Source organism: Streptomyces sp. NBC_00440 (assembly GCF_036014215.1).
GTDB lineage: Bacteria > Actinomycetota > Actinomycetes > Streptomycetales > Streptomycetaceae > Streptomyces.
The window spans coordinates 7,456,659-7,481,662 of sequence record NZ_CP107921.1 but is presented as its reverse complement, the minus strand read 5'-3'; the positions used below and the strand labels follow the sequence as shown (position 1 = coordinate 7,481,662).

The 25,004-nt window shown below is 70.1% G+C and carries 20 protein-coding genes; 14 read left to right on the top strand and 6 right to left on the bottom strand.

The window, feature by feature from the left end:
• Positions 1–69: 69 nt before the first annotated feature.
• Positions 70–2,790 carry a PA14 domain-containing protein gene (locus OHB13_RS33310; protein ID WP_405754699.1) on the bottom strand — a complete coding sequence of 907 codons (2,721 nt, stop codon included), beginning with the start codon at positions 2,788–2,790 and terminating at the stop codon, positions 70–72.
• A 22-nt stretch (positions 2,791–2,812) separates the two neighbouring features.
• On the opposite strand from OHB13_RS33310, the gene OHB13_RS33305 reads away from it, so the two are divergent.
• From OHB13_RS33305 to OHB13_RS33280, 6 genes are all read left to right on the top strand, one after another.
• A complete protein-coding gene (locus tag OHB13_RS33305; RefSeq protein WP_328379584.1) occupies positions 2,813–3,886 on the top strand; it encodes a LacI family DNA-binding transcriptional regulator in 1,074 nt (357 codons plus the stop codon).
• A 191-nt stretch (positions 3,887–4,077) separates the two neighbouring features.
• Positions 4,078–5,166 (top strand): ABC transporter substrate-binding protein, encoded by a 1,089-nt coding sequence (locus OHB13_RS33300; protein ID WP_266850749.1) that lies wholly within the window; start codon positions 4,078–4,080, stop codon positions 5,164–5,166.
• Positions 5,167–5,216: 50 nt separating this feature from the next.
• Entirely contained in the window at positions 5,217–6,728 is a 1,512-nt protein-coding gene (locus OHB13_RS33295; protein WP_328380449.1) for a sugar ABC transporter ATP-binding protein, read from the top strand.
• Entirely contained in the window at positions 6,721–7,683 is a 963-nt protein-coding gene (locus tag OHB13_RS33290; protein ID WP_328379583.1) for an ABC transporter permease, read from the top strand. Before OHB13_RS33295 ends, OHB13_RS33290 begins: the two co-directional genes overlap by 8 nt.
• Positions 7,680–8,699 carry an ABC transporter permease gene (locus OHB13_RS33285; protein ID WP_405754694.1) on the top strand — a complete coding sequence of 340 codons (1,020 nt, stop codon included), beginning with the start codon at positions 7,680–7,682 and terminating at the stop codon, positions 8,697–8,699. The genes OHB13_RS33290 and OHB13_RS33285 overlap by 4 nt, the downstream gene beginning before the upstream one ends.
• A 172-nt stretch (positions 8,700–8,871) precedes the next feature.
• Entirely contained in the window at positions 8,872–9,858 is a 987-nt protein-coding gene (locus OHB13_RS33280; RefSeq protein ID WP_328379582.1) for a DMT family transporter, read from the top strand.
• Here OHB13_RS33280 and OHB13_RS33275 read toward each other — a convergent pair.
• Positions 9,828–11,156, bottom strand: a complete 1,329-nt coding sequence (locus OHB13_RS33275; protein WP_328379581.1) for a transglycosylase family protein — start codon at positions 11,154–11,156, stop codon at positions 9,828–9,830. The two genes, OHB13_RS33280 and OHB13_RS33275, sit on opposite strands and share 31 nt — an antisense overlap.
• A 396-nt stretch (positions 11,157–11,552) precedes the next feature.
• Here OHB13_RS33275 and OHB13_RS33270 point away from each other — a divergent pair, with 396 nt between their 5' ends.
• The 3 genes from OHB13_RS33270 to OHB13_RS33260 all read left to right on the top strand — a co-directional run bounded on the left by OHB13_RS33270 (position 11,553) and on the right by OHB13_RS33260 (position 13,858).
• Entirely contained in the window at positions 11,553–12,335 is a 783-nt protein-coding gene (locus OHB13_RS33270; RefSeq protein ID WP_328379580.1) for an SAM-dependent methyltransferase, read from the top strand.
• Positions 12,336–12,434: 99 nt separating this feature from the next.
• Positions 12,435–12,809: a PadR family transcriptional regulator gene (locus tag OHB13_RS33265; RefSeq protein ID WP_266860529.1), complete on the top strand. Its 375-nt coding sequence runs from the start codon at positions 12,435–12,437 to the stop codon at positions 12,807–12,809.
• On the top strand, positions 12,806–13,858 hold the full coding sequence (locus OHB13_RS33260) for a hypothetical protein (RefSeq protein ID WP_328379579.1): 1,053 nt from the start codon (positions 12,806–12,808) through the stop codon (positions 13,856–13,858). Before OHB13_RS33265 ends, OHB13_RS33260 begins: the two co-directional genes overlap by 4 nt.
• Positions 13,859–13,945: 87 nt before the next feature.
• Here OHB13_RS33260 and OHB13_RS33255 read toward each other — a convergent pair whose 3' ends face one another.
• Positions 13,946–15,274, bottom strand: coding sequence for an ROK family transcriptional regulator (locus OHB13_RS33255; protein WP_328379578.1), 1,329 nt, complete (start codon positions 15,272–15,274; stop codon positions 13,946–13,948).
• A 141-nt stretch (positions 15,275–15,415) separates the two neighbouring features.
• Between OHB13_RS33255 and OHB13_RS33250 the strand changes: the two genes are divergently transcribed.
• The 5 genes from OHB13_RS33250 to gndA all read left to right on the top strand — a co-directional run bounded on the left by OHB13_RS33250 (position 15,416) and on the right by gndA (position 21,803).
• A complete protein-coding gene (locus OHB13_RS33250; protein ID WP_328379577.1) occupies positions 15,416–16,741 on the top strand; it encodes an ABC transporter substrate-binding protein in 1,326 nt (441 codons plus the stop codon).
• Positions 16,742–16,754: 13 nt separating this feature from the next.
• Entirely contained in the window at positions 16,755–17,819 is a 1,065-nt protein-coding gene (locus OHB13_RS33245; RefSeq protein ID WP_328379576.1) for a carbohydrate ABC transporter permease, read from the top strand.
• Positions 17,812–18,720, top strand: coding sequence for a carbohydrate ABC transporter permease (locus tag OHB13_RS33240; protein WP_328379575.1), 909 nt, complete (start codon positions 17,812–17,814; stop codon positions 18,718–18,720). The genes OHB13_RS33245 and OHB13_RS33240 overlap by 8 nt, the downstream gene beginning before the upstream one ends.
• 121 nt (positions 18,721–18,841) lie before the next feature.
• Positions 18,842–20,197: a GH1 family beta-glucosidase gene (locus OHB13_RS33235; protein WP_328379574.1), complete on the top strand. Its 1,356-nt coding sequence runs from the start codon at positions 18,842–18,844 to the stop codon at positions 20,195–20,197.
• Between the two features lie 166 nt (positions 20,198–20,363).
• Positions 20,364–21,803, top strand: a complete 1,440-nt coding sequence (gene gndA, locus OHB13_RS33230) for an NADP-dependent phosphogluconate dehydrogenase (protein WP_328379573.1) — start codon at positions 20,364–20,366, stop codon at positions 21,801–21,803.
• A gap of 587 nt (positions 21,804–22,390) precedes the next feature.
• Here gndA and OHB13_RS33225 read toward each other — a convergent pair.
• The 3 genes from OHB13_RS33225 to OHB13_RS33215 form a co-directional block, all read right to left on the bottom strand.
• Entirely contained in the window at positions 22,391–23,008 is a 618-nt protein-coding gene (locus OHB13_RS33225; protein WP_328379572.1) for an aspartate/glutamate racemase family protein, read from the bottom strand.
• A gap of 100 nt (positions 23,009–23,108) precedes the next feature.
• Positions 23,109–23,540, bottom strand: a complete 432-nt coding sequence (panD, locus tag OHB13_RS33220) for an aspartate 1-decarboxylase (RefSeq protein WP_266850773.1) — start codon at positions 23,538–23,540, stop codon at positions 23,109–23,111.
• Positions 23,541–23,677: 137 nt separating this feature from the next.
• The gene (locus tag OHB13_RS33215) at positions 23,678–24,949 is read right to left on the bottom strand and encodes an MFS transporter (protein ID WP_328379571.1); all 1,272 of its coding nucleotides are present in this window, start codon (positions 24,947–24,949) and stop codon (positions 23,678–23,680) included.
• Positions 24,950–25,004: the final 55 nt, after the last annotated feature.

Sequence of the window (25,004 nt, the reverse complement as noted above, 5' to 3'; positions counted from 1 at the left end):
CGCGCAAGAGTTCCGACCGCAACGCTCCGGGTGCACCGGGCCGTGCGCGGTCCGGTGCACCCGGACCGGTCAGGAGGCCGGGCACCCTGCCGGAACCGCCTGCGACGCGTCGTGGATCAGCGCCTGCTGGGCGGCCCTGACCCGCTTCACATCGGGCTTGACGATCTTCCGGTCGTAGGTCATCAGCCCGTTCAACTCGCCCTCCACATCGGAGATCTGGGTGTAGACGGCGCCGTTGCTGCCCTGGCAGGCGAGCTTGCGCACCTCGTCCAGCTTGGCGAGGTAGTCGTCGGTGTACGTGGCCGGGTCGACCGCGACGTACGACTGCTGCACCGCCCAGGCGTGCCCGGGGACGGCCAGTCCGAGTCCGCCGTACTCACCGCTGACCAGCGCGCGTCTCCCGTCGGGCGCCGGCAGGGCCGGGCTCGGGTAGCCGTGCTCGTCGATGATGTCGCCGGTGCCGCCGTCCGTTCCCAGGTTGATGCCCGACATGCTGTTGACCAGCCGCGTCGGGTCCCATGCCTTGGCCTGGTCGGCGATGCGCGCCATGTCGTACTGGCCCCAGCCCTCGTTGAAGGTCACCCACATGACGACCGACGGATGGCTGCTGTGCTGGTCGATCATCTGCTTCATCTCGTGCTCGTACTCGGTGCGCGCGGCCGGGGACGGGTTGGTGCCCGCCTCCATGGCCGGCATGTCCTGCCAGACCATCAGACCGAGCTTGTCCGCCCAGTAGAACCAGCGGTCGGGTTCGACCTTGATGTGCTTGCGGACCGCGTTGAAGCCCATCGCCTTGTGCATCTTGAGGTCGTACGCGAGGGCCTGGTCGGTGGGCGCGGTGTACAGGCCGTCCGGCCAGAAGCCCTGGTCGAGGGTGGCCATCATGAAGACGGGCTTGCCGTTGAGTACGGTGCGCGGGGTGCCGTTCACCTTCTCGACGGCGATGGAGCGCATCCCGAAGTAGCTGCCGACCCGGTCGGAGCCGACGGTGACCCTGAGCCGGTAGAGATGCGGATCGTCCGCCGACCAGAGGTGCGGCTCGGGCACCGGTACGTTCAGTGCCGCACCGGTACGGCCGGTGGCGGTGCCCACCTTGCGCTTCCCGTCGTACGCGGTGGCCGTGACGGGTACCCCGTCGCGTACGCCCCGCACGTCGACGGCGACCTGCTGCGCCGTGATGTCCGGGGTGAGCTTGAGGGAGTCCGCGTGGTCGGCCGCGACCGGCTCCATCCACACGGTCTGCCAGATGCCGGACGACGGGGTGTACCAGATGCCGCTCGGGTCCAGGCGCTGCTTGCCCATCGGCGGATTCTCGCCGCCCTTGGCGTCGGTCGGGTCATAGACCCCGACGATCACTTCCTGGGTGCGGCCCGGCTTCAGCGCGTCGGTGATGTCCGCGCTGAACTTGTCGTAGCCACCCTTGTGTTCGGTGACCTTGGTGCCGTTGACGTACACCTCGGCCTGCCAGTCGACCGCCCCGAAGTTGAGCTGGAGCCGCTTGCCCGAGCCGACCTTCCAGCCCTTGGGGACGGTGAACGTACGCCGGTACCACATCCGGTCCTCGTGCCGCTCGATCCCGGAGAGCTGCGACTCCACCGGGTACGGCACGAGGATCTTCTCCGCCAGCTTCTTGCCGACCGGCGGCTTCTCGCCCGCCTTGGCGGCGGCGAACTGCCAACTGCCGTTGAGGTTCTGCCAGTCGTCCCGGGTGAGCTGGGGCCTCGGGTACTCGGGGAGCGCGTTGGACGGGCTGACGTCGTCCGCCCACTTGGTGCGCAGTTCGTACTCGGAGTCGTTGCCGCCGCTCGACCAGAAAGCTCCGACCGTCTTGCCGTCCCGGCCCTTCAGCGCGCCCTTGCCGTCGTAACGGATGTCCGCGAGGCCGTTGGCGCCGCCGCCCTTCTTGCCCACCACGGGCTTCTTGAGTGCCACGATCAGGCTGCGCGGGTCGGCCGGGTCCGCCTTGACGGCGCCCAGCGGCCAGGTCGCGCCGCCGATGACGGCATCGAGATGGCCCGCCAGTCCGGCGGGCAGGGGCGCGAGCTTCTGCGCGAAGTCCAGCTTGAGGGTGCGGCCGGACTTCTGGACGGTGGCGGCGATGGCACCGTCGTAGTCGTAACCGTCGGGCAGCCGGAACGCGGACTGGGGGACCGGCGTCTTGGTACCGCCCGGCGGGGTCCACTTCAGATGGAGGTCGGACCCGCCCTCGTGCTCGAAGTACTCGATCTTGATGTCGTAGGCCCTGCCCGCCGTCAACTCGACCGGCTGGGAGGTCTGTTCCTTCTCCCAGTCGTCCACCCAGTGGTCGATGACCGGTTTTCCGTCGATCCAGAGCCGGAAACCGTTGTCGCCGATCATCGAGAACGTGTGGGCGCCGGACTTCTCCGGGACGATCTTCCCGGTCCAGCGGACGCTGTCGTTGTCCGACTGTCCGGTGGCGGACTGGAGCCGTGACTCCAGGGTGGGGAAGTCGATATCCGGGTCGAACCCGGTGGCCTTGAGCTGCCCGAAGTCGAAGGCGCCCGGGGCCGATTGGGTGTAGTACTCCCCCTTCAGCCCGTGGGCTGTGACGGCGGGACTCGGGTGTGCGGGCGTGGCGGACGCGGCCGGCAGGGCGGAGAGCCCCGCGAAGCCGGTGACGGCGGCGAGGAGTAGGGCCAGATTTCTTCGGATGCGCACGGATCCTCCTTTGGTGAGGAAGGGTGGCGGCTCGTTGCGACAGTCTGTACAACGTTGGAAGGAACGGCAGTTGGCATGACAGCACGACTCCTGCCTGCTGTCCAGCGGCATGACCACTCGGAGGGGAGACTCAGTGGGCGTAAGCCTCAAGGACGTCGCCGGGCTCGCGGGCGTCTCGATCAAGACCGTCTCGAACGTGGTGAACAACTACCAGCACGTCACTCCGGCCATGCGGGCCAGAGTGCAGGCGGCGATCGACGAACTCGGCTACGTACCGAACCTCACCGCGCGCCACCTGCGGAAAGGCCGTACGGGAATCCTCGCGCTCGCGGTGCCCGAACTGGGCAACCCGTACTTCGCCGAGCTGGCGGGGGCCGTCATCGACGCGGCGGCCGAGCACGACTACACGGTGCTGCTCGACCACACCCGGGGCGAACGCGAACAGGAGATCCTGGTCAGCCAGGGCTTCCGGGGCCGGGTCATCGACGGGCTGATCCTCTCCCCCATCGAGCTGGAGGCCGACGACCTGCGCAGCCGGATCCACGACGCCCCGCTGGTGCTGCTCGGCGAGCGCGAGTACGACCTGCCGTACGACCACATCGCGATCGACAACGTCGCGGCGTCGCGCAGCGCGGTGCGGCATCTGATCGGACTCGGCCGCACCCGCATCGCGTACCTCGGCGCGCGCACCGACCGGATCAACAGGCCCGCCCAGCTGCGGCTTCGTGGCTGGCGCGAGGAGCTGACCGCCGCCGGTCTGCCGGCGCCGGACACTCTGGTGGCTCCCACCAGCGGCTGGGACCGGGATGACGGGGCGCAGGCGATGGCCTGGCTGCTGGACTCGGGCCGGCGCCCGGACGCGGTCTTCGCCTATAACGACCTGGTCGCGGTCGGTGCGATGCGGGTGCTCTCGGAACGGGGACTGCGGGTGCCCTGGGACGTGGCGGTGGTGGGGTTCGACGACATCGCGGAGGGCAGGTTCGGCGCGGTCACCCTCACCACCGTCTCGCCGGACAAGCAGTCCATCGCCCGGCTCGCGGTCGAGTCGGTCATCGACGGTCTCCAGGACTCCGAAAGGGGCCCCGGAACGGGATCCGGCAGCGGCTCCGGCCGGCACCCGGGGCAGGTGGCCGACGCGCCGGCCGGACGTGAACTCGCCGCGGAATTCCGGCTGGTGGAGCGGGAGAGCACCCTGGGCCGCCGGTGACGCGGCATCAGGCCCGGTATCGGCTCCGGCGCCGGGCCCGATATCGGGTTGTCAGGTACGCGAAGGGTTTACAGGACTCTTCTAACGTTGTAAAAAGTGGCCCGGAACGCTGAGTCGACTCGTACGAGCCCGCCTCCCGTGCCTCGTTGCCACGGGCCCGCGCCACATCTGGGGACGCCATGAATCCGACCATGCTCCTTCGACGTACCACCAGCAAAGCCCTACTCGCCACCGGTCTCGCCGCGAGCCTCGCGCTCGCCTCCGGCTGCGCCAAGTCGGAGGACGACGGCGCGAAGGACACCTCCGCCTCGTCCGGCAAGGGCGATTCGGGCCAGGTCGTCGCCACCCCGTCCGCCGGGGACGCCAAGAGCTGCACCATCGGTCAGTTCGGCGGCAAGAAGCTCGACATCAAGAGCGCCACCATCGGTTTCTCCCAGTCCGAGAAGGAGGCCAACCCCTTCCGGATCGCCGAGACCGCCTCCATGAAGGCCGAGGCCCACAAGCGCGGCCTGAAACTGCTCACGGCCAACGCGCAGTCGCAGTTCTCCAAGCAGATCAGCGATGTCCAGGACCTGATGGCCAAGGGCGCGGACCTGCTGGTCATCGCCCCGCTGAACTCGGACGGCTGGGGACCTGTGCTCCGCACGGCGCGGGCGAAGCACATCCCGATCGTCACCGTCGACCGCAAGATCAACGCAACCCCGTGCAAGGACTACGTCAGCTTCATCGGCTCCGACTTCGTCCAGCAGGGCAAGCGGGCGGCCGACCAGATGATCGCGTCGACCGGCGGCAAGGGCAAACTCGCCATTCTGCTCGGGTCCGCGGGCAACAACGTCACGACCGAACGCACCAAGGGCTTCAAGGACGAGCTGAAGGCGAAGGCCCCCGGGCTCAAGGTGGTCTTCGAGCAGACCGGTGAGTTCGTCCGCGAGAAGGGCCAGCAGGTCACCGAGCAGCTCATCCAGTCGAATCCGGACATCGCCGGGATCTACGCGGAGAACGACGAGATGGGCCTCGGCGCCGTCAACGCGCTCAAGGGCGCGGGCAAGAAGGCCGGTGCGGTGAAGATCGTGACCGTGGACGGTACGCGCAACGGCGTCCAGCAGATCGTGGACGGCTGGATGAGCGGAGATGTGGAGTCCAACCCGCGCTTCGGACCGCTCGCCTTCGAGACGCTCGACAACTTCACCAAGGGCCAGAAGGTCCCGCAGAACATCATCATCCAGGACAGCGAGTACAGCAAGGACAACGCCAAGTCCGACATCGGCAAGGCGTTCTGAGCGTGGAGGCGCCGGAACAGCCGGTGAACAGGGAGGCGCCGGAACGGCCGGTGCTGTCCGTCACCGGTCTGACCAAGACGTTCCCGGGCGCCCGTGCGCTCGACGGGGTGGACTTCGCGGTGCGGCCCGGCGAGGTCCATGCGCTGATCGGTGAGAACGGCGCCGGGAAGTCCACCCTCATCAAGGTGCTGACCGGTGTCTACCGCCCCGACGAGGGCGAGTTGACCTACCGTCAGAAGCCGGTGTCGTTCGCCACCCCGCTCGCCGCACAGCACGCCGGGATCTCCACGATCTACCAGGAGGTGAATCTGGTCCCGCTGCTGAGTGTGGCCCGCAACCTCTTCCTCGGCCGCGAGCCCCGCAACCGTATCGGCCTGATCGACTTCCGCCGGATGCACCGCGAGGCGGACGAGGCACTGTGCTCGCTGGGGGTACGGACCGACGTCCGCAGACCGTTGCGTTCGCTCGGCGTCGGCACGCAGCAGATGGTGGCACTCGCCCGTGCGGTCTCGGTCGACGCGCGGGTGGTCATCATGGACGAGCCGACGTCCTCACTCGAACCGGCGGAGGTCCGGACCCTGTTCGGGGTGATCCGAATGCTGCGCGAGCGCGGGATCGCGGTGATCTATGTCAGCCACCGCCTTGAGGAGCTGTACGAGGTCTGCGACACCGTGACCGTGCTGCGGGACGGCGAAGTCGTACACACCGGACCGATCGCCGAGCTCGGCCGGCTGCGGCTGGTCTCCATGATGCTCGGGCGCGAGATGGGCGAGGTGCGCAGCGAAGGCCTCACCCAGTTCACCGGCGGGCACGCCGACGAGACCGAACCCGTCCTGCGAGCCGAGGAATTGACGATCCGCCATGTCCTGAAGGATGTTTCGATCGACATCCGGCCCGGCGAGGTTGTCGGGCTCGGCGGGCTGCTCGGCTCGGGCCGCAGCGAGACCGCCAAGGCCATCGCCGGCGCGCTGTCGCCCGAATCGGGGCGAGTGCTCGTCGCGGGTGGCGCCGTCCGTACGGGATCAACCCCCGCGGCCATCCGGGCGGGCATCAGTCTGCTGCCGGAGGACCGCAAGGCCGAGGGCATCGTGCCGGGGCTCTCGGTCCGGGAGAACATCGCACTCGCCGCGCTGCCGGGGCTCTCGCGCTTCGGCCTGGTCGACGAGAAACGTATCGACAGCATCGTGGAGACCTTCATGACGCGTCTGCGGATCAAGGCCGCGGGCCCGCACCAGAAGGTGGGCGAACTCTCCGGCGGCAACCAGCAGAAGGTGCTGCTCGCCCGCTGGCTCGCCATGCGGCCCAAAGTGCTGCTCCTCGACGAGCCGACCCGGGGCATCGACGTCGGTGCCAAGGCCGAGGTCCAGAGACTCATCGACGAACTCGCCGAGGACGGACTGGGCGTGCTGCTGATCTCCTCGGACCTGGAGGAGCTGATCGAGGGCTCCGACCGGGTGGTCGTCCTGCGGGACGGCGCCGTCGTCGCGGAGCTGTCGGGTGACGCCGTCACCGGGGAGCAGTTGCTGCGGGCCATCGCGGCGAAGGGCGGGGACGATGACTGACCTGGCGCTCCGGCGCACTTCGGCCGACCGCGACCGGCTGCTGCGGCTCCTCCAGGAGTACGGGGTGTACGCCGGGGTGGCCGTGCTGATCGTGGCCAACATCGCCTTCACTCCGCACTTCCTGTCCGCGGAGAACTTCCGTACCCAGGCCGTGCAGGTCGCACCGGTCCTCATCGTGGCGCTCGGGATGGCGCTGGCGATCGGCAGCGAGGGCGTCGACCTGTCGGTGGGCTCGGTGATGGCCCTCTCGACCTCACTGGTCTCGCTCTATCTCGGCTACGGGGTGTGGATCGCGCTCATCACGGCCGTCATCGGCGGAATCGTGGTGGGGGTGGCCAATGGCTCGCTGATCGCGTTCATCGGTGTCCAGCCCATCGTCGCGACACTGGCGCTGATGGTCGCCGGACGCGGGGTCGCCCTGGTCCTGCTCCCCCAGCTCAAGGACATCCACGACCCCGGGATGGCGTCGCTGGGCTCGGGGGACATGCTCGGCATCCCCTATCTGGTGCTGATCGCGGCAGCCCTCGCCCTGGTCGTCGCGTTCACCGTGCGACGTACGACGTTCGGCAGGCAGCTGCTGGCCATCGGCGACAGCCGGCCGGCCGCGCAGCTGGCGGGACTTCCGGTCCGGCGGGTGCTGATCCTGGTCTATGTCTGTTCCGGGGTGCTGGCCGCCGTCGCCGGTGTCCTCGCGTCGGCGCGCCTGCAGGCCAGTGACCCGACCTCGCTCGGCACTCTGATGGAACTCTCCGCGATCACCGCGGTGGTCGTCGGCGGTACGCCGCTGAGCGGCGGCCGCATCAGGATCGGCGGCACCGTGGCGGGGGCCGTCCTCATCCAGCTGCTCACCGCCACGCTCATCAAGCACGATCTGCCGCCGTCCTGGACGCAGATCGCTCAGGCCGTGGTGATCGTGCTCGCGGTGTACGCGGCACGGGAACGGGGGAAGCGGTGACCGCCGTGCAGACCATCGGGACCGGCCGGCCGACCGAAGGGGCCGGGCCGGACGGCCCGACCCGCGGGGAGCGGATCAGCGCACTCGCCCAGCAGCACGGCGCGCTGGTGACACTCGTCGTCGCCGTGATCGCTGCCTCGCTGAGCTTCGACACCTTCCTCACCACCGACAACCTCGGCAACATGGCCGTCTCCTCGGCCTTCCTCGCCGTCGTGGCCCTCGGTATGACCTTCGTGATCATCACGGGCGGAATCGACCTGTCGGTGGGCTCGCTCTTCGCGCTGGGGGGCGTGCTCGGCGCCTGGGGCTCGCGGTACGGGACCGTGGTGGCCCTGCTCCTCCCGTTGGCGGTCTGCGGGCTGATCGGCCTGGTCAACGGCCTGTTGATCGCGAGGGCCAGGCTGGCACCGTTCATCGTGACACTCGCGTCGCTGCTCGCCGCCCGCGGCATTCTGCTGGCGATCACCCATGAGGGCGCGACGACCTATCTGGTCGACGACACGTCGTTCTTCGCCCGTCTCGGCCAGAACAAGCTGCTCGGCGTCGGGGTGCCCGTCTGGATCACGGTGGCGCTCTTCGTGCTGGGAGCGGTGGTGCTGCGCCGCACCCGCTTCGGCCAGTACGTGTACGCGGTCGGCGGCAACGAGGACGCGGCAGCGCTGATGGGCGCCCCCGTCGCCCGTACGAAGACCACCGTGTACGCGCTCTCCGGGGTCTGCGCGGGGCTCGCGGGGGCGCTCAACGCGGCCTGGCTGGTCTCCGGTGTCACCATCCTCGGCTCGGGCATGGAGCTGGAGGCGATCTCGGCCGTCGTCATCGGCGGCACCCTGCTGACCGGCGGATTCGGCTTCATCAGCGGCTCGCTCGTCGGTGTGCTGCTGCTGAAGGTCATCCAGAACGTCATCAACCAGATCGGCTCGCTGGACTCCGCGTACCAGCAGGTGGTCAGCGGCGCCTTCCTGGCGGCCGTGGTCATCGCCCAGACCTGGCTGGGCAGGCGCCGCAGGATGCTGTGAAGCCCGGCCCGCCGCCCGGGGCGGCGCGTGGCGTCACACCGGACGGATCCCGGCCTCCCGCACGACCGCCGCGAGGACTACGCCCCGGGCAGCCACGTACTGCTCTGGTAGTACGAACGATTCGGTGCCTGGGTACGACGACATTACGGCCGAAAGGAGAGATCGTTGATACATGAGTGCCCTCGCGCTGTCCGTGCTGCTGTCGCTGGTCTCCGCGGTCGCGTATGCGGCCGGAGCCATCGTGCAGGAACGCGTCGCCGCGGCCACCCCCGGCAGCCCGTACGCACCTCTGCGTCATGGCGGCTGGTGGGCCGCCATGACGCTGAACGGCCTCGGAGCGGGACTGCACGTGGTCGCGCTGGCGTACGGGCCGCTGAGCCTGGTGCAGCCGCTCGGCGCGCTGACCATCGTCTTCGCACTACCGATGGCCGCCGTGTTCGTACATCGCAAGGCGGGCGCTACCGCCTGGCGCGGCGCGATCATGGCCGCCGTGGGTCTGGCCGGGCTGCTCGCGCTGACCGGCGGTGCGGACAGCGGCACGCTCCCCGGCGGTGAGCGGACCGTACTGGCGCTCGCGACCTTCGGCGGGATCGCGGTGCTCTTCCTGGCGGCCCTGCGCGTGCGCAAGCCGGTCGTGCGGAGCATTGTGCTGGCGACGGGCGCGGGCGTGGCCTTCGGCGCCGCTTCCGTCTTCACCAAGACCGTCGCGGTGGACCTGACCTCGCACACGCCGACCGCAGAGTGGGCGAGCCTGCTGGCGATCGCCGGGTTCGCGGCGACCGGAGTGCTGCTCTCGCAGGCGTCGTACCGGGGAGCCGGTCTCGCCGCCCCGCTGGCGACCGTCACCGTCGTCAACCCGGTGCTGGCCGCGGCGATCGGGGTCACGCTCTTCGGCGAGCAGTTCCGTTACGGGGTGGCCGGTACGGTGCTGGCGCTCGCCTGCGGTGTCGTGGCGGCGGGCGGACTGATCCTCCTGACGACGGAGCGGCTCTCCGCCGACCGGCCGGGGTCCGAGGACGAGCGCGTGTCAGGGGACCGGCAGAACTCCGCCCAGGTACCGCCACTCGGCCGCCCCGCGGGACCGGCGCCGCGGCTGGTGCCCGCGCGCACCAGGTCCAAGAAGGACGATCACACGGTGACGCCGCCCGCCCTGAGGTAGGCCAGCGGATCGGTGTCGTTGCCGTACTCCGGGCCGGTCCGCGCCTCGAAGTGCAGGTGCGGACCGGTGGCGTTCCCGGTCGCCCCCGAGCGGGCGATGCGCTGTCCCCGCTGGACGTTCTGGCCCATTCGGACGGTCACTGCGGACAGATGGGCGTACTGGGTGTACGTGCCGTTCGTATGCCGGATGACCACCTGGTAACCGTAGGCACCGCCCCAGCCCGCGGCGACGACCCGGCCCGCGGCGACCGCCTTCACCGAGGTGCCGGTCGGAACCGGGAAGTCGATACCGGTGTGGTGGCCGCTGGACCAGGACCCGCCGGACGCGCGGTAGGGCGTGGTGTGGTGGCCGGGTACGGGCGCGACCAGGGCCGTCGATGCCGCGGTCGGCGCCGCGGAGTGGTGTTCCGCGGAGTGGTGTTTCGCGGGCGGCGGTGTCCGGCGGGGTTTCGAGTGCGGCGCCGCGGGCTCGGCAGGGGCCGCTTCGGTCCGCGTCGTGCGGGGCTTCGCGGGGCCGGTCCTCGCGGGCGCGGTCTTCGCGGACCGGGGCTCGGTGGGGCCGGCCGGGTGACCCGTCGTGGCCTTCTGCTGCTGCTCGCCGATGCTCAGCCGCTGGCCGGGACGGATCAGATCGGGGTCGGCGCCGACCACCCGGCGGTTCCCCTCGTACAACCGGTGCCAGCCGCCACTGACGTTCTCGGACTCGGCGATCCCGGAGAGCGAGTCGCCGCTGACCACGGTGTAGGCGGCAGGGTGCGCGGCGGGGGCGGTGGACGCCGCCGGTCTCGCGGACGGTGCCGGCCGGGTCCGCGACTCCGGCTCGCTCCGGGGCTTCGCGGTCCGCGCCCCCGTGCGAGTCCCCGTGCCAGTGCGGGCTCCGGCTCCCGTGCCCGTCCGTACGGCGGTCTCCGGGGCGGCGTCGTCCCTGCTGAGCCCGGCCCGTACCGAGCAGACCGGCCAGGCCGTGGGCCCCTGCGCCCTGAGCACCTTCTCCGCGACCGCGATCTGCTGCCGCTCGGTCGCCAGGTCCGCCCGCGCGGCGTAGACGCCACCGCCGTACGCCTGCCAGGTGGACCGGCTGAACTGGAGCCCGCCGTAGTAGCCGTTGCCCGTGTTGATCTGCCAGTCGCCGGTGGATTCGCAGCGCGCCACCTTGTCCCAGACGTCCCCCGATGCCGCGCCGGCCGAACCGGCGGTGAGCAGCGGGAGCGCGAGTCCGGCACCGCCGGCGGTGACCGCGAGCGAGGCACGGTTGATCCGGCTCGGCTCGTAACGGCGATGACGACCGGATGCGGCCATGCTGGGCTCCCCCACTCGCGCGTCGGACACGCCCGTCGGTCACGTCCGTCGGACCCGTCGCAGGGCGCAAAAGTAAGGCCGCTGTGGAGGGAATGACAAGAGCGCGTGTGCACCGTAACTTCGCGGGCGGTCCCGGAGAGCGGTCGGAGTGCCGCGGCTGACGGCGCATCCGGTCGGATGACCCACGCCGAACCACCAGCCGGGCTGCGGGCATTGGCCGTATCCGATGGGCGGGCGGCCGCACGGCGGGACTCGCGGTCCCGGCGCCCGGACCGTGCCCCGGCACCGACCGGCCCCGGAGTGACAGACTTCGAGGTGGGGACGGGCGGCTGAGCGGTGCGTGAGCGCCTGGCTCCGCCGCCCTCCCGCCCCCTTCGGACCCGCAACGGAGCACCCATGACGGCAGGCAACCCCAAGCACCAGATCGACACCAGCAAGCCGCACCCCGCGCGTGTCTACGACTATCTGCTGGGCGGCAAGGACCACTATCTCGTCGACCGTGAACTGGGCGAGCAGCTGGCCGACTTCATCCGGGTCGGAGCGGAACAGAACCGGGCGTTCATGCACCGCGCCACCGCCTGGGCCGCGCACCAGGGCATCGACCAGTACCTGGACATCGGCACCGGAATCCCGACCGAGCCGAACCTCCACCAGATCGTCCAGGAGATCATTCCGGCGGCCCGGGTCGTCTACGCGGACAACGACCCCATCGTGCTGCGCCACGCCGAGGCCCTGCTGGTGAGCACCCCGGAGGGCGCCACCCACTACATCCAGGCCGATGTCCGCGAACCGCAGGTGATCCTCGAACACGCCCGTACGTTCCTGGACTTCAGCCGGCCGGTCGCCCTGTCGCTCATCGCCATCATGCACTTCATCCTGGACGAGGAGGACCCGCACGCGATCGTGCGCGAGCTGGTCGGCCGGCTGCCGTCCGGCAGCTGCCTCATCCTCGCGCAGGCCAGTCTCGACTCGTTCCCGGAGGCCGAGGAGCATGTGGCCCGTACCTACTCCAGCCACATCCCTTTCCGGCCCAGGGCGCGCGCCGAGATCGTGCGGTTCTTCGACGGGCTCGACCCGGTGGAGCCGGGCGTGGTGACGGCACCCGAGTGGTTCAAGGACACGCCCGCACCCGAGCTCATCCCGTATCCCGGCTATGTCGGCGTGGGGCTGGTCCCGTAGCGGCGTAAGGGCCCCGCGCGGCGGGCGACGGCGCGCTCACTCGCCCTCTCGCTATATATCGGAAGCCGATATAACATGACCCACATGGCTTCCCGAGGCATGACCCAGGCCGCGTTCTTCATACTGACCGCACTGATCGACGAGCCGAGACACGGTTACGGCATCGTGCGCGAGGTCGAGGAGCTGTCCGACGGCGAGGTCCAGCTCCGGGTCGGGACGCTGTACGGCGTCCTGGACCGGCTGGCGGCGGACGGGCTCATCGAACTGGACCGCGAGGAGGCGCAGCAGGGCCGGCTCAGGCGGTACTACGCCCTCACCGACGACGGCGCCTCCGCGCTGTCGGCCGAGGCCGAGCGGATGGCGGCCGGAGCGCGTACCGCGACCCGCCGGATGGCCGCCCACCGCCCGGCGGATGCCCGCGCGCAGCCCACCACCCGGCCAGGACGCCCGGGCCTCGCAGGAGGTGGCGCATGACCACACTGCTCGAACAGCGCTACCGGACGGTGCTGCGGATGCTGCCCGCGTACTACCGGGCCGAGCGGGAGGAGGAGATGGTCGAGACCTATCTGGACGACATGGACGAGGCCGATCAGGACCTCGCGCGCCCCGCGTGGGGAGAGGTGGCAAGCATCGTCGCCCTCTCGGTCCGCACCAGGCTCGGCAGCGCGGGTGCCCCGCCCCGCTACGCGGCCATCGGATCGGCGGTACGCCTCTTCGCCCTGCTGAGCGTGGCGCTCCTGGCAGCCGACGCCCTCACCCAGCGGGCGCTTCCCGCCGCCTGGCTCACCGGCGCCGCCCCCAAGGACCGGGCCGACTTCATGAGGACATTCACCGGCAATGGGGTGCTCATGGGGGTGGCCCAGACCCTGCTCTGGGTGCTGCCGCTGGCCTGGCCGGTGGCGTACGCCGCGCTGCTGCGGGACCGCCGGCGGGCGGCGTTCACGCTCGCCCTGCTCGGTGCTGCGCCCTCGCTGTCGTACCTCGTCGGCCGGCCGATGGGCCAGGGGCTCGGGGTGGCGCCGTCCGCGCTGACGGTCGTGACGGCCGCGACGGCCTGGCTGACGGTCGCCGCCGTCGGGTGCGGGTACCACTCGGACGCCCCGCCCGCCCGGCTGCCGTTCGCTCCGGCGGGCCCCGCGCTCCTGGGCACCTGCGTGCTCATGGGCGGTTCGATGGTGGTGTGGCCGCAGGGCGCGGACTCGGTCTGGGGCAGTGGCACCGTCGTCGTCGCGGCGGGCTGCGCCTGGTGGGTCGCACGGATCCGGGCGTCGCGGCGCGGCGCGGGGACCCCGGAACCGGCCCTGCCGCTCGCGCTGGCTGTGCTCGGGACCGTCGTTCTGGCCCAACGCTGCGCCCTGATGGGCCTGTTGACGTCGGCGCAGGCCCCGTACTCCACCATCGTCGGCGGTGAGATCCAGGCGGCGGCCCTGGCCGCACTGGTGGCGACGCTGACGGTCAGCGGTACCCGCGGTCTGCTCGCGCGGACGAAGGCCACCGCCGCCGGCGCCGCCCCGCACGCCTGAGAACGGGGCCGGGCCGGCGAGGGCCTGGCAAAGCGGCAGGTCCGGCACCCGCCCGAGCGCGACCGTGGAGGGATGCCGACCCCCGCCTCATCGCCGTTCGACCACGACAGGCCGCCAGTTCCCCTGCCCCCGCAGCAGCGCGGCAGGTCCGGCGCCCGCGTCCGGGGCATCGTGTCTGCGGTGCCTGCCGCCGCGGGCGAGGAAATCGGCGAGCGGCAGAGTGGCCGCCCCCAGTGTCACCGCGTCGGCGCCCAGCGTGCCCAGGTCGATGGTGACGCGCCCGGCCGGGTGGTGCATCGCGTACTCCTTCGCGTACCGGCGCACAGCGGGCAGCAGTGCCGGACCGAGGAGCAGGCCGGCCCAGCCCCCCACCAGGATCCGTTCGGGGCGGAAGAGGTTGATCAGATCGGCGATGCCCGCCCCCAGATACTCGGCGGTCTCGTCCAGCAGCCCGGCAGCGGCGGTGTCGCCCGCACTGCCGCCGGCCGTGGGCAGCGCCGCGGCGAGCAGGGTGGCGAGGGCCGTCTCCTCGTCGGCTGCCGCGGCCGGAGGCCCGCCCGACTCCAGCCACCGCTCCCGGATGGCCTCGGCGCCCACGTATGCCTCCAGGCAGCCGGGCGAACCGCAGCGGCAACGCCGCCCACCCACCCGTACGGTGGTGTGCCCCCACTCGACGGCCCTGCTGTCCGCACCGCCGTACAGCTCGCCGTCGACGACGACGCACGCGCTGACTCCGGAACCGAACAGCACCACGACAGCGTCGCTCGCACCACGCCCGCCGCCGAACCACATCTCCGCCTGGCCCAGGGTCTTGGCCCCGTTGTCGATGAAGAGCGGTACCCAGGACGGGAGTTCGGCCGACTCGCGGAGCATCGCCTCCAGCGGGACGGCGTCCCAGCCGACGGTCTGGCCGTGCACGACGACGCCGTCGGGCCCGTCCCGGTCGATGATCCCCGGTACGCCCACTCCGACGCCGACCAGCCGGGCCGCGCTCACGTCCGCCTCCCGGAGCACATCGGCGACGGCTTCGCGGATATGGCCGACGATCCGGCCGATGTCATAGCCATGGTGCACCAACGGACGTTCAGCACGCGCCAGTTCACCCAGCGACAGGTCGAAGAGCTCGACCCGGACGCGGGTCTCCCCCACGTCGATCCCGATCAGATGGCCGCTCGCGGGGGCGACGCGCAGCAGCGTACGCGGACGGCCGCCCTCCGACTCGACCACCCCGGCCTCTTCGAGCAGTCCGTCGGCGGCCAGTTCAGCGACCACATTGCTGATCGAACCCGAGCTCAGACCGGTGGCCGCGCCGAGCTCCTGACGGCTCAGCGGCCCGTCGAAATACAACCGTTGCACTACCTCTGCGCGGTTGCCGCGCCGCAGGTCACGCACTGTTCGTCTGCCCTGTTCAGCCATGTGGCTCCTTCCCGGTAGGCAACATACCCCTGTGAAAGCTCTTGACCCGACCTTCTCTCACTACTTAACTCACGACCTGAATTAAGTCGTGAAGGCCGTTCGAATCCTGAACGCAGCCACCCCGGGAAGGGGCCAACGAACATGCGCAGTATCAGAGCCGCAGCAGCAGTCGCCGTCACTCTCACCACGCTCGCCGGAGCCACGGCGTGCGGCGGAGGCAGTGACCCCAGCGGCGGGGGCAGCAACGCGTCCCCCAAGACGCTCACCTACTGGGCCTCCAACCAGGGACCGGACATCCCCGCCGACAAGCGGATCCTCACGCCCGAACTGAAGAAGTTCGAGAAACAGACCGGCATCAAGGTCAAGCTGGAGGTCGTGCCCTGGGCCGACCTGCTCAAGCGAATCCTCGGGGCGACGACCTCGGGCCAGGGTCCCGATGTGCTCAACATCGGCAACACCTGGTCGGCCTCGCTGCAGGCCACCGGCGCTCTGCTGCCCTGGAACAAGGCCAACTTCGCCGCGATCGGCGGCCGCGACCGGTTCGTCGAAGCGGCCGTGGCATCGGCGGGCGCCCCGAAGAAGGACCCGGCGGCCGTCCCGCTGTACTCCCTCTCGTACGCGCTCTACTACAACAAGAAGATGTTCGCCGACGCGGGCATAGCCAAGCCCCCGGCCACCTGGGACGAGTTGGTCGCCGACGGCCGGAAGATCTCCAAGAACGGCACCAGCGGCAAGTGGGGCCTCGGCGCCGAGGGCGGCAACCTCTCGGAGAACATCCACCAGGCGTTCGTACTCGGCAAGCAGCACGGGGCCGACTTCTTCGACGCGTCCGGCAAGCCGACCTTCACCTCTCCCGGTGCCGTGGCCGCCGTGAAGCAGTACGTCGACCTCATGGGCAAGGACAAGGTCATCGCGCCGGGCAACGCGGAGTACGCCCAGAACCAGTCGCTCAGCGATTTCTCCAAGGGCAGGACCGCCATGGTGCTGTGGCAGGCCGCCGCTTCCACCTTCGCCGCCCAGGGGATGAAGCCGCAGGACTGGGGGGCTGCTCCGGCGCCGGTCGAGTCCGGCACCCCCGGGCAGGGGAAGAACGTCAACTCCATGGTGGCGGGCATCAACATGGCCGTCTTCAAGAACACGAAGAACACCAAGGGCGCGCTGAAGTTCGTGAAGTTCATGACCAGCGACGAAGAGCAGAAGATCCTCAACAAGGCCTATGGCGCCGTGCCTCCCGTCACGGCCGCCCAGTCCGACCCCGCCTTCAACGTGCCCGGGGTGAAGGTCCTCAAGGACACGCTGACCCAGAGTGCGGCGCCGCTGCCGCAGGTGGCTTCGGAGTCCCAGTTCGAGACGACCGTCGGAACCGCCATCAAGGAGCTGTGGGCCGACGCCGCTGCCGGAAAGACCATCACGACGGCCTCGGTCAAGTCCAAGCTCACCAAGGCGCAGCAGCAGATGACCCAGTGAGGCACTGACTCCGATGACCTCCCCTCCGTCGCCAGAGCCCCAGTCCGTCACCCGAGGATCCGCCGCGCCCCTCCTTCTGGAGAGCACGTCCCAGCTACCGCCGGCGGCCGGCGGCGATGCCCTGAAGTCCGGGGGTGCGCGGCGGCCACGCACCCCGCGCATCCCCGACCGGATCCGCCGCGGCGGCCTGCCGTACCTGCTGCTGCTGCCCGCGCTCGTACTCGAACTGCTCATCCACATCCTGCCGATGGTCATCGGCATCGTGATGAGCTTCCGCGGCCTCACTCAGTTCTTCATCCGCGACTGGAACCGGGCGCCCTGGACAGGCCTGCACAACTTCAGGATCGCCGTCGACTTCAACGCCCCGATCGGCGAGGCCCTCCTCCACTCCTTCTATGTCACCTGCGCGTTCACCGTGCTGGCCGTCGGCCTCTCCTGGCTGATCGGTACCGGTGTGGCGATCCTGCTCCAGGAGGACTTCCGGGGCCGCGGACTGCTGCGGACCGTCTTCCTCATCCCGTACGCCCTGCCGGCCTATACCGCGATCATCACCTGGGCGTTCATGTTCCAGCGGGACAACGGGCTGGTGAACCACGTACTCCACGACCAACTGGGCATCACCGACAAGCCGTCGTTCTGGCTGATCGGCGACAACAGCTTCTACGCCCTCGTCATCGTCGCCGTCTGGAAGTCCTGGCCGTTCGCCTTCCTGATGGTGATGGCGGCGCTCCAGAACATTCCGCGCGAGCTGTACGAGGCGGCCGCGATCGACGGCGCCGGGATGTGGCAGCAGATCCGCAAGATCACCCTGCCGTCACTGCGCTCCGTCAATCAGGTCCTGGTCCTGGTCCTCTTCCTGTGGACCTTCAACGACTTCAACACGCCGTACGTCCTGTTCGGCAAATCCGCACCCGAAGCCGCCGACCTGGTCTCCATCCACATCTATCAATCCTCGTTCGACACCTGGAACTTCGGCAGCGGCTCGGCCATGTCCGTGCTGCTCCTGCTCTTCCTGCTGCTGGTGACAGCCGTCTACTTGATCTTCACGTCGCGCGGGAGGAAGAGCGCCGATGTCTAGTACCAGCACCGCACCACACTCCCCCGCCGCACAGCGCCCGGCCACCGTCCACCGCTCCCCCACCGCGCCGCCGCGGTCCTTCATCTGGACCCGGCGCGTGCTGCTCACCCTGGTGTTGATCTTCACCCTGGTGCCGGTGTACGTCATGATCAGCAGCTCGCTGAAGCCGCTGGGTGATGTGGCGGGCAAGTTCTCCTGGATTCCCACCGGGTTCACCGTTCGCCCGTACATCGACATCTGGAGCACGATCCCGCTCGCCAGGTACTTCATGAACTCGCTGATCGTGGCGGGTGCAGCGAGCGTCTGCTCGGTGGTGGTCGCGATCTTCGCGGCGTACGCGGTGAGCCGCTACCGCTTCCGCGGCAAGCGGGTCTTCACGGTCGCGGTGCTCTCCACCCAGATGGTCCCCGGCATCCTGTTCCTGCTCCCGTTGTTCCTGATCTTCGTGAACATCGGGAACTCGACCGGCCTCAGCCTCTATGGCTCCCGCGGCGGTCTGATCCTCACGTATCTCACGTTCTCGCTGCCGTTCTCGATCTGGATGCTCATCGGGTACTTCGACTCCATCCCGAAGGATCTGGACGAAGCGGCGATGACGGACGGCTGCGGGCCGCTCGGGGCGCTCTTCCGGATCATCGTCCCCGCGGCGGTCCCCGGCATCATCGCCGTCACCCTGTACGCGTTCATGACCGCGTGGGGCGAAGTGCTCTTCGCGTCGGTCATGACCAACGACACGACGCGGACGCTCGCCGTGGGGCTCCAGGGCTACTCGACGCAGAACGACGTGTACTGGAACCAGATCATGGCCGCCTCACTCGTCGTCAGCGTGCCGGTCGTCGCCGGCTTCCTGCTCCTCCAGCGGTACCTCGTCGCCGGCCTGACCGCCGGCGCGGTGAAGTGACCGCCCCGCCCAGCACTTCCCGTGGCGCTCATTTCATCCCGACCCATCCCAGCTCGGCACAGCTCATCACAACTCAGCGCACAGCAGCATATATAAGTACCGTGCAGCAGAAAGGCAGCCCGTGAACGAGTACAACTCCCTTCCCGCGGACTTCACCTGGGGAGTGGCCACGGCGGCATATCAGATCGAGGGTGCCGTGGCCGAGGACGGCCGTTCGCCTTCCATCTGGGACACGTTCTCGCACCTTCCCGGAAAGATCGACAACGCCGACAACGGCGATGTGGCCTGCGACCATTACCACCGCTGGCGCGAGGACATCGGGCTGATGAAGCAGCTCGGCGTGGACGCGTACCGGTTCTCCGTCGCCTGGCCGCGTGTCGTGCCCGGCGGCGACGGACCGGTCAACGAGAAGGGGCTCGCCTTCTACGACCGGCTGGTCGACGGCCTGCTCGAAGCCGGCATCACCCCCTTCCCGACCCTGTACCACTGGGACCTTCCGCAGACCCTGCAGGACCGCGGCGGCTGGCCGGCCCGCGAGACGGCCGAGCACTTCGCCGAGTACGCGGCCGTGGTGGCCCGGCGGCTCGGCGACCGCGTGAAGGACTGGACGACGCTGAACGAGCCGCTCTGCTCGTCGTGGATCGGCCATCTGGAGGGCCGGATGGCACCCGGCCTCACGGACATCACCGCCGCAGTCCGTGCCTCGTACCATCTCCACCTGGGCCACGGGCTGGCCACGCAGGCGGTACGGGCAGCTGTCCCCGGGGCCCGCGTCGGCATCGTCAACAACCTCAGCCCCTGCGAGGCGGCCACCGAACGCGAGGAGGACCGGGCGGCGGCCGTCCGCGCCGACGGACACACCAACCGCTGGTGGCTCGACCCGATCCACGGGCTCGGCTACCCGCAGGACATGGTCGATCTGTACGGTGTCCGCCTCCCGGTCCGTGCCGGCGACCTCGACACGATCGCCACCCCGCTCGACTGGCTCGGCGTGAACTACTACTTCCGCAATGTCGTCACCGACGACCCGACGGGTCCGCCGCCGCACGCCAAGCAGGTCTATCTGCCCGGCGCCCGCCACACGGCGATGGACTGGGAGGTCAACGCCGACGGTCTGGAGAACATCCTGCTGCGGGTGGCGAACGAGTACGGGGCGCGGAAGATCTACGTCACCGAGAACGGCGCCGCCTACCCCGACGTGGTCCGCGCCGACGGCTCGGTCGACGACCCGGAGCGGGTCCAGTACCTCGACGAGCACCTGGCCGCCTGCGCCCGCGCCGCCCGCAGGGGTGCCCCGCTGGCCGGTTACTTCGCCTGGTCGCTGCTGGACAACTTCGAGTGGGCGTACGGCTACGACAAGCGGTTCGGCCTGGTGCACGTCGACTACGCGACGCAGCGGCGCACCGTCAAGAGCAGCGGGCACCGGTATGCGGACATCGTCCGCTCCACCCGCGGCCGGGGGCGGAAGGCCGCGTGAACGGTGTGATGACCCCCGTGGAGTGGGGCAGGCGTATCCCCGGAACGGCCGCGCTGACCAGTACGCCGCCCGGCCCACAGATCCCGACGGGATCGGGCTGCCGGACGTACGGTCCGGGTATACGCCCAGGCGTGGCATCCCCCCACGATTCCGAGGAGCACGGCCAATGAGTGGAACAGCCCAGATCGGCGTCACGGGACTCGCGGTGATGGGCCGCAATCTCGCCCGTAACTTCGCACGCAACGGATTCACCGTCGCGCTGCACAACCGCACGGCGGCCAGGACGCACGAGCTGGTGGAGGAGTTCGGCGAGGAGGGCGCCTTCGTGCCCGCGGAGAGCCCGGAGGCGTTCGTCGATGCTCTGGAGCGCCCGCGCCGGCTGGTGATCATGGTGAAGGCGGGTGACCCGACCGATGCCGTGATCCAGGAGTTCGCCCCGCTGCTGGAGAAGGGCGACGTCATCATCGACGGCGGCAACGCGCACTTCGAGGACACCAGGCGCCGCGAGAAGGAGCTGCGCGAGCGGGGCATCCACTTCGTCGGCACCGGGATCTCGGGCGGCGAGGAGGGCGCACTCAACGGACCGAGCATCATGCCGGGCGGCTCCGCCGAGTCGTACGAGTCGCTCGGGCCGATGCTGGAGAAGATCTCGGCGAAGGCCAAGGACGGGGCTCCGTGCGTCACGCATATCGGCCCTGATGGCGCCGGCCATTTCGTCAAAATGACTCATAACGGTATCGAGTACGCCGACATGCAGCTCATCGGCGAGGCCTACCAACTACTGCGGGACGTGGCCGGCTACTCCCCGGCGCAGATCGCGGACATCTTCCGCACCTGGAACACCGGGCGCCTGGACTCCTATCTGATCGAGATCACCGCAGAGGTGCTCTCGCACGTCGACGCGGCGACCGGCAAGCCCTTCGTGGACGTCGTGCTCGACCAGGCGGAGCAGAAGGGCACCGGCCGGTGGACCGTCCAGATCGCCCTCGACCTCGGCGTGCCCGTCTCCGGTATCGCGGAAGCGGTCTTCGCCCGCTCGGTCTCCGGCCACGCCGACCTGCGCGAAGCCTCCCGGCATCTCGCGGGTCCCACCGCCCGGCCCCTGAGCGAGGACGAAGCCGCGGCCTTCGCCGACAAGGTCGAACAGGCCCTGTACGCCTCGAAGATCGTCTCCTACACCCAGGGCTTCCACGAACTCTCCGCAGGCAGCCGGAAGTACGACTGGGACATCGACCTCGGCAGGATCGCCGCGATCTGGCGCGGCGGCTGCATCATCCGCGCCGCCTTCCTCGACCGGATCACCGGCGCCTACGAAGCCCAGCCCAAGCTACCGAGTCTTCTCGCCGACAAGGGCTTCGCCGACGAGATCGCCGCCGCACAGGACGACTGGCGCGCCGTCACCGCCACCGCGGTCATCCAGGGCGTACCCACCCCCGGCTTCACCGCCGCCCTCGCCTACTACGACTCCCTGCGCGCCGAACGCCTCCCCGCAGCCCTCACCCAGGGCCAACGCGACTACTTCGGCGCCCACACCTACCGCCGCACCGACCGCGACGGCGTATTCCACACCCTCTGGGGCGCGGACAAAACCGAAATCGAAAGCTGATCCACCAGCAGCTCACCGCACCGGCCCGTGACACGGAAGGGCATACGCGAACGGAAGCAGTCGCCGCGGCCCCTGCTGTCGACTGCTGTCGACTGCTGTCGACTGCTGTCGACTGCTGTCGACTGCTGTCGACGAGAAGTTCGCCGCAGACCGGCGGGCTCAGGACACCCTGGCGCGCGGTGGTTGTTGCCGCCGTGCGCCAGGTGTCCCCGTGCCGGCCTCCTCAGCGGTGCCCGCCTGCTACGACGCGCTGCGGTCCGACCGGCTGCCCGGTCAGCGGTGTGACACCGGGCCGGGCTGCGGCTCCGGCGTCGGGTCCGGGCCGGGACCGGGGCCAGGTCCGGGCGACGGTGTCGGCTCGGGGCCGGGCGACGGCGGTACGGGGTCGGGCAGCGGATCGGGCAGCGGCGGCGGCTCCGGGGCCGGACCGGGGCCCGGCGGCGGGGTCGGCGAGGGCGGCACAGGATCCGGACCGCCCGGATTCGGCGGGGCAGGGCGGGGATACGGATGCGTCACGGTGGACCTCCCACAGTACGGCTGCGTGTCCTGACCAATGTCTCCCGCTCCGCCTGCCCACGCGCGCCGGGTCAAACCAGTCCGGCCGCCGCCCGCAGCCCGGGAAGCGGGCTCGACAGCACCGGCACCGCAGTGCTCGTACGGGCGGCCGCGTCCGCCATGGAGACCTGGGCCAGCACGATCACGTCGACGCCCTGCACGGCGTCGGCGGTGCGCGCCACCATGTCCAGATGTCCGTCGCGGTCCCCCGCCTCGAACCGCTCCCAGGCGCCTTCCGCCAACAGGGGGAAGACATCGGCGTCCGGGTTCGCCTCGTGGAGCAGCGCGGTGGTCGGTGCCAGCGTGCTCTCCACCGTGGCGACGACGGCGATCCGCGGCCCGATGGCCACTGCGGAGGCAGCCATCGGCCGGTCCACGCGCAGGACCGGCACCCCCGTCGCGGCGGAGGCCGCCTCGGCGACCCCGCCGATGGTGGAGCAGGTGCAGAGAACGGCGCCGGCGCCCGAAGCCGCGGCTCCGGCCAGTACCCGCCGCACCTCGCCGTCCACCGATTCGGGACCCGACTCGCGTGCACCGGCCAGCAGGCTCTCGTGCACCAGGTGGCGCATCGGAAGCCCCGGGAGGTGCCGGTCCCGCAGCTCTTCGAAGACCGGGACATGAACGGGCGAGGTGTGCAGGAGCGTGAGCATGTCCGCGATGGTAACGACGCCCCCGCGCCGCGGCCGGAGCAGGTCGGGGGCCATCCGGCAGGATGCGTTCCCGTGCCGTCAGCCCCCGGCGCCCGGTGCGTCAGGCCCCGGCGGCCAGTGACCGGGCGTGCGGAGGACGCACCTGGTCGGTACCCGGTACGGGCGCGGACGCGTCGGCGCCGAGGGCGACGATCCGGTTGTCCGCGTCGACGTGCACGACGCTCGGCCGGAGGGTACGCGCCTCGGCGTCGTCGACCTGGGCGTAGCTGATGAGGATCACCAGGTCGCCGGGGTGCACGAGGTGGGCGGCGGCGCCGTTGATACCGATGACGCCCGAGCCGCGCTCGCCCTCGATGACATAGGTCTCCAGCCGGGCGCCGTTGTCGATGTCGACGATGTGCACAAGCTCGCCGGGCAGCAGGTCGGCGGCTTCCATCAGTGCGGCGTCAATGGTGACGGACCCGACATAGTGCAGGTCGGCCTGGGTCACGGTGGCACGGTGAATCTTGGATTTGAACATGGTGCGCATCATCGGGGCACTCCTGGTTCTAGGCTCCCTGCCTGCGCTTTTGCAGGTCAAGTGCTGGCTTGCCATCTTACAGCGAGTGGCATGTCCGGTCAGCTCCCACCAGGGCTCTGAGAACTGACGCCGATCCATCGCGGTGCTGATCAATTGCCGTGCCGGCCCATTGTTTTGGGGACCGATTGCTGACCAGTTGCCGGCTTTTCCGACACCCTTTGTGCGTCCCGCTCAGGGCGCAGCCATACCGCGGCCAGCAGGCCGGTGAGCCCGACCAGTGCCGCGGTGAGCAGGAAGGCGGTGCGGTATCCGGCGGTGACCGATACCGCGCTGTCGACGACGTGGCCGACGATCCAGGGCGACAGCACTCCCGCCAGGGCGTAGACGAAGGCAAGCGCGCCGAGGACCGCGCCGCGCTGGGACGGGGGTGTGATGCGTGCGCAGGCGGTCTGCGCGACGGTCATGATGACGTTGGCCAGCGCCATCGGGCCGAGCATGAGCAGCACCTTGACCCAGGTGGTGTCGGTGATCGCGAACAGGGTGATGGCGCCGGCCGCGAGGCACATCGCCACGCCGGCGCCCGATCCGCGCGGCGGTGTCGTGCGGCGGCGGGCCAGGAGGCCGTGGGCGACCAGGACGACGCCGTTCGCGAGGGCGGCGACGGTCACCAGGGTCCCTGCCCGGTGCAGACTCAGTCCGCAGACCGCTTCCAGATAGTCCGGCATCCAGGTCAGGTTGGTGCTCAGCATCCAGTACGCGGCGAACGACCCGAGTGCGGCCGTGAGCCAGGTCCCGGAGAGCAGGATGCGCCGGTACGGCACGGTGTCCTGGCCGATGACACGGTCCCCGGAGGTTTCCGGAGCATACGGTCCTTCGGCGCCGCGCAGGGCCCAGTAGCCGGCCCACACCAGCCCGGCCACACCGACCGCGCCGAACGCCCAGCGCCAGCCGAAGCGGTCGATGACGAACGTCAGGGTGGGCGCGGCCACCGCGACGCCGGCTGCGGCGCCGGTCAGCAGCACTGCGGTGGGCAGGGTGCGCTCACGCTGGTCGAACCAGCCGTGCAGGTGGTGCGTGGCGACGGGAGCGGCGGGCCCTTCGGCGGCGCCGAGCAGAACGCGGGTGACCAGGAGGACGCCGAAACCGGCCCCCTGCCACAGCAGCGGCAGTTGCGCGGCCGACCACAGCAGGGCCGTGGCGAGCAGCAGAACCGTCGTACGCACTGTGCGCGTCAAGTACGACACCGCGAGCGCCGAGAGGCTGAACAGCGCGAAGAAGGCGGCCGAAGCCGTGCCGAACTGCTCCCGCGTCAGACCGAGATCGTCCATGATCGGCCGGGCTGCCAGGCCCATCACGGTCTTGTCCGCGAAGTTGACCAGCATGAACGCCAGCAGTGCCCAGGTGGTCCGCCAACCGGTCATGCCGCGGCGGCGCTGCTCAGCTTGTGAACCCGGAGTCCGTGAACCCGGAGTCCGT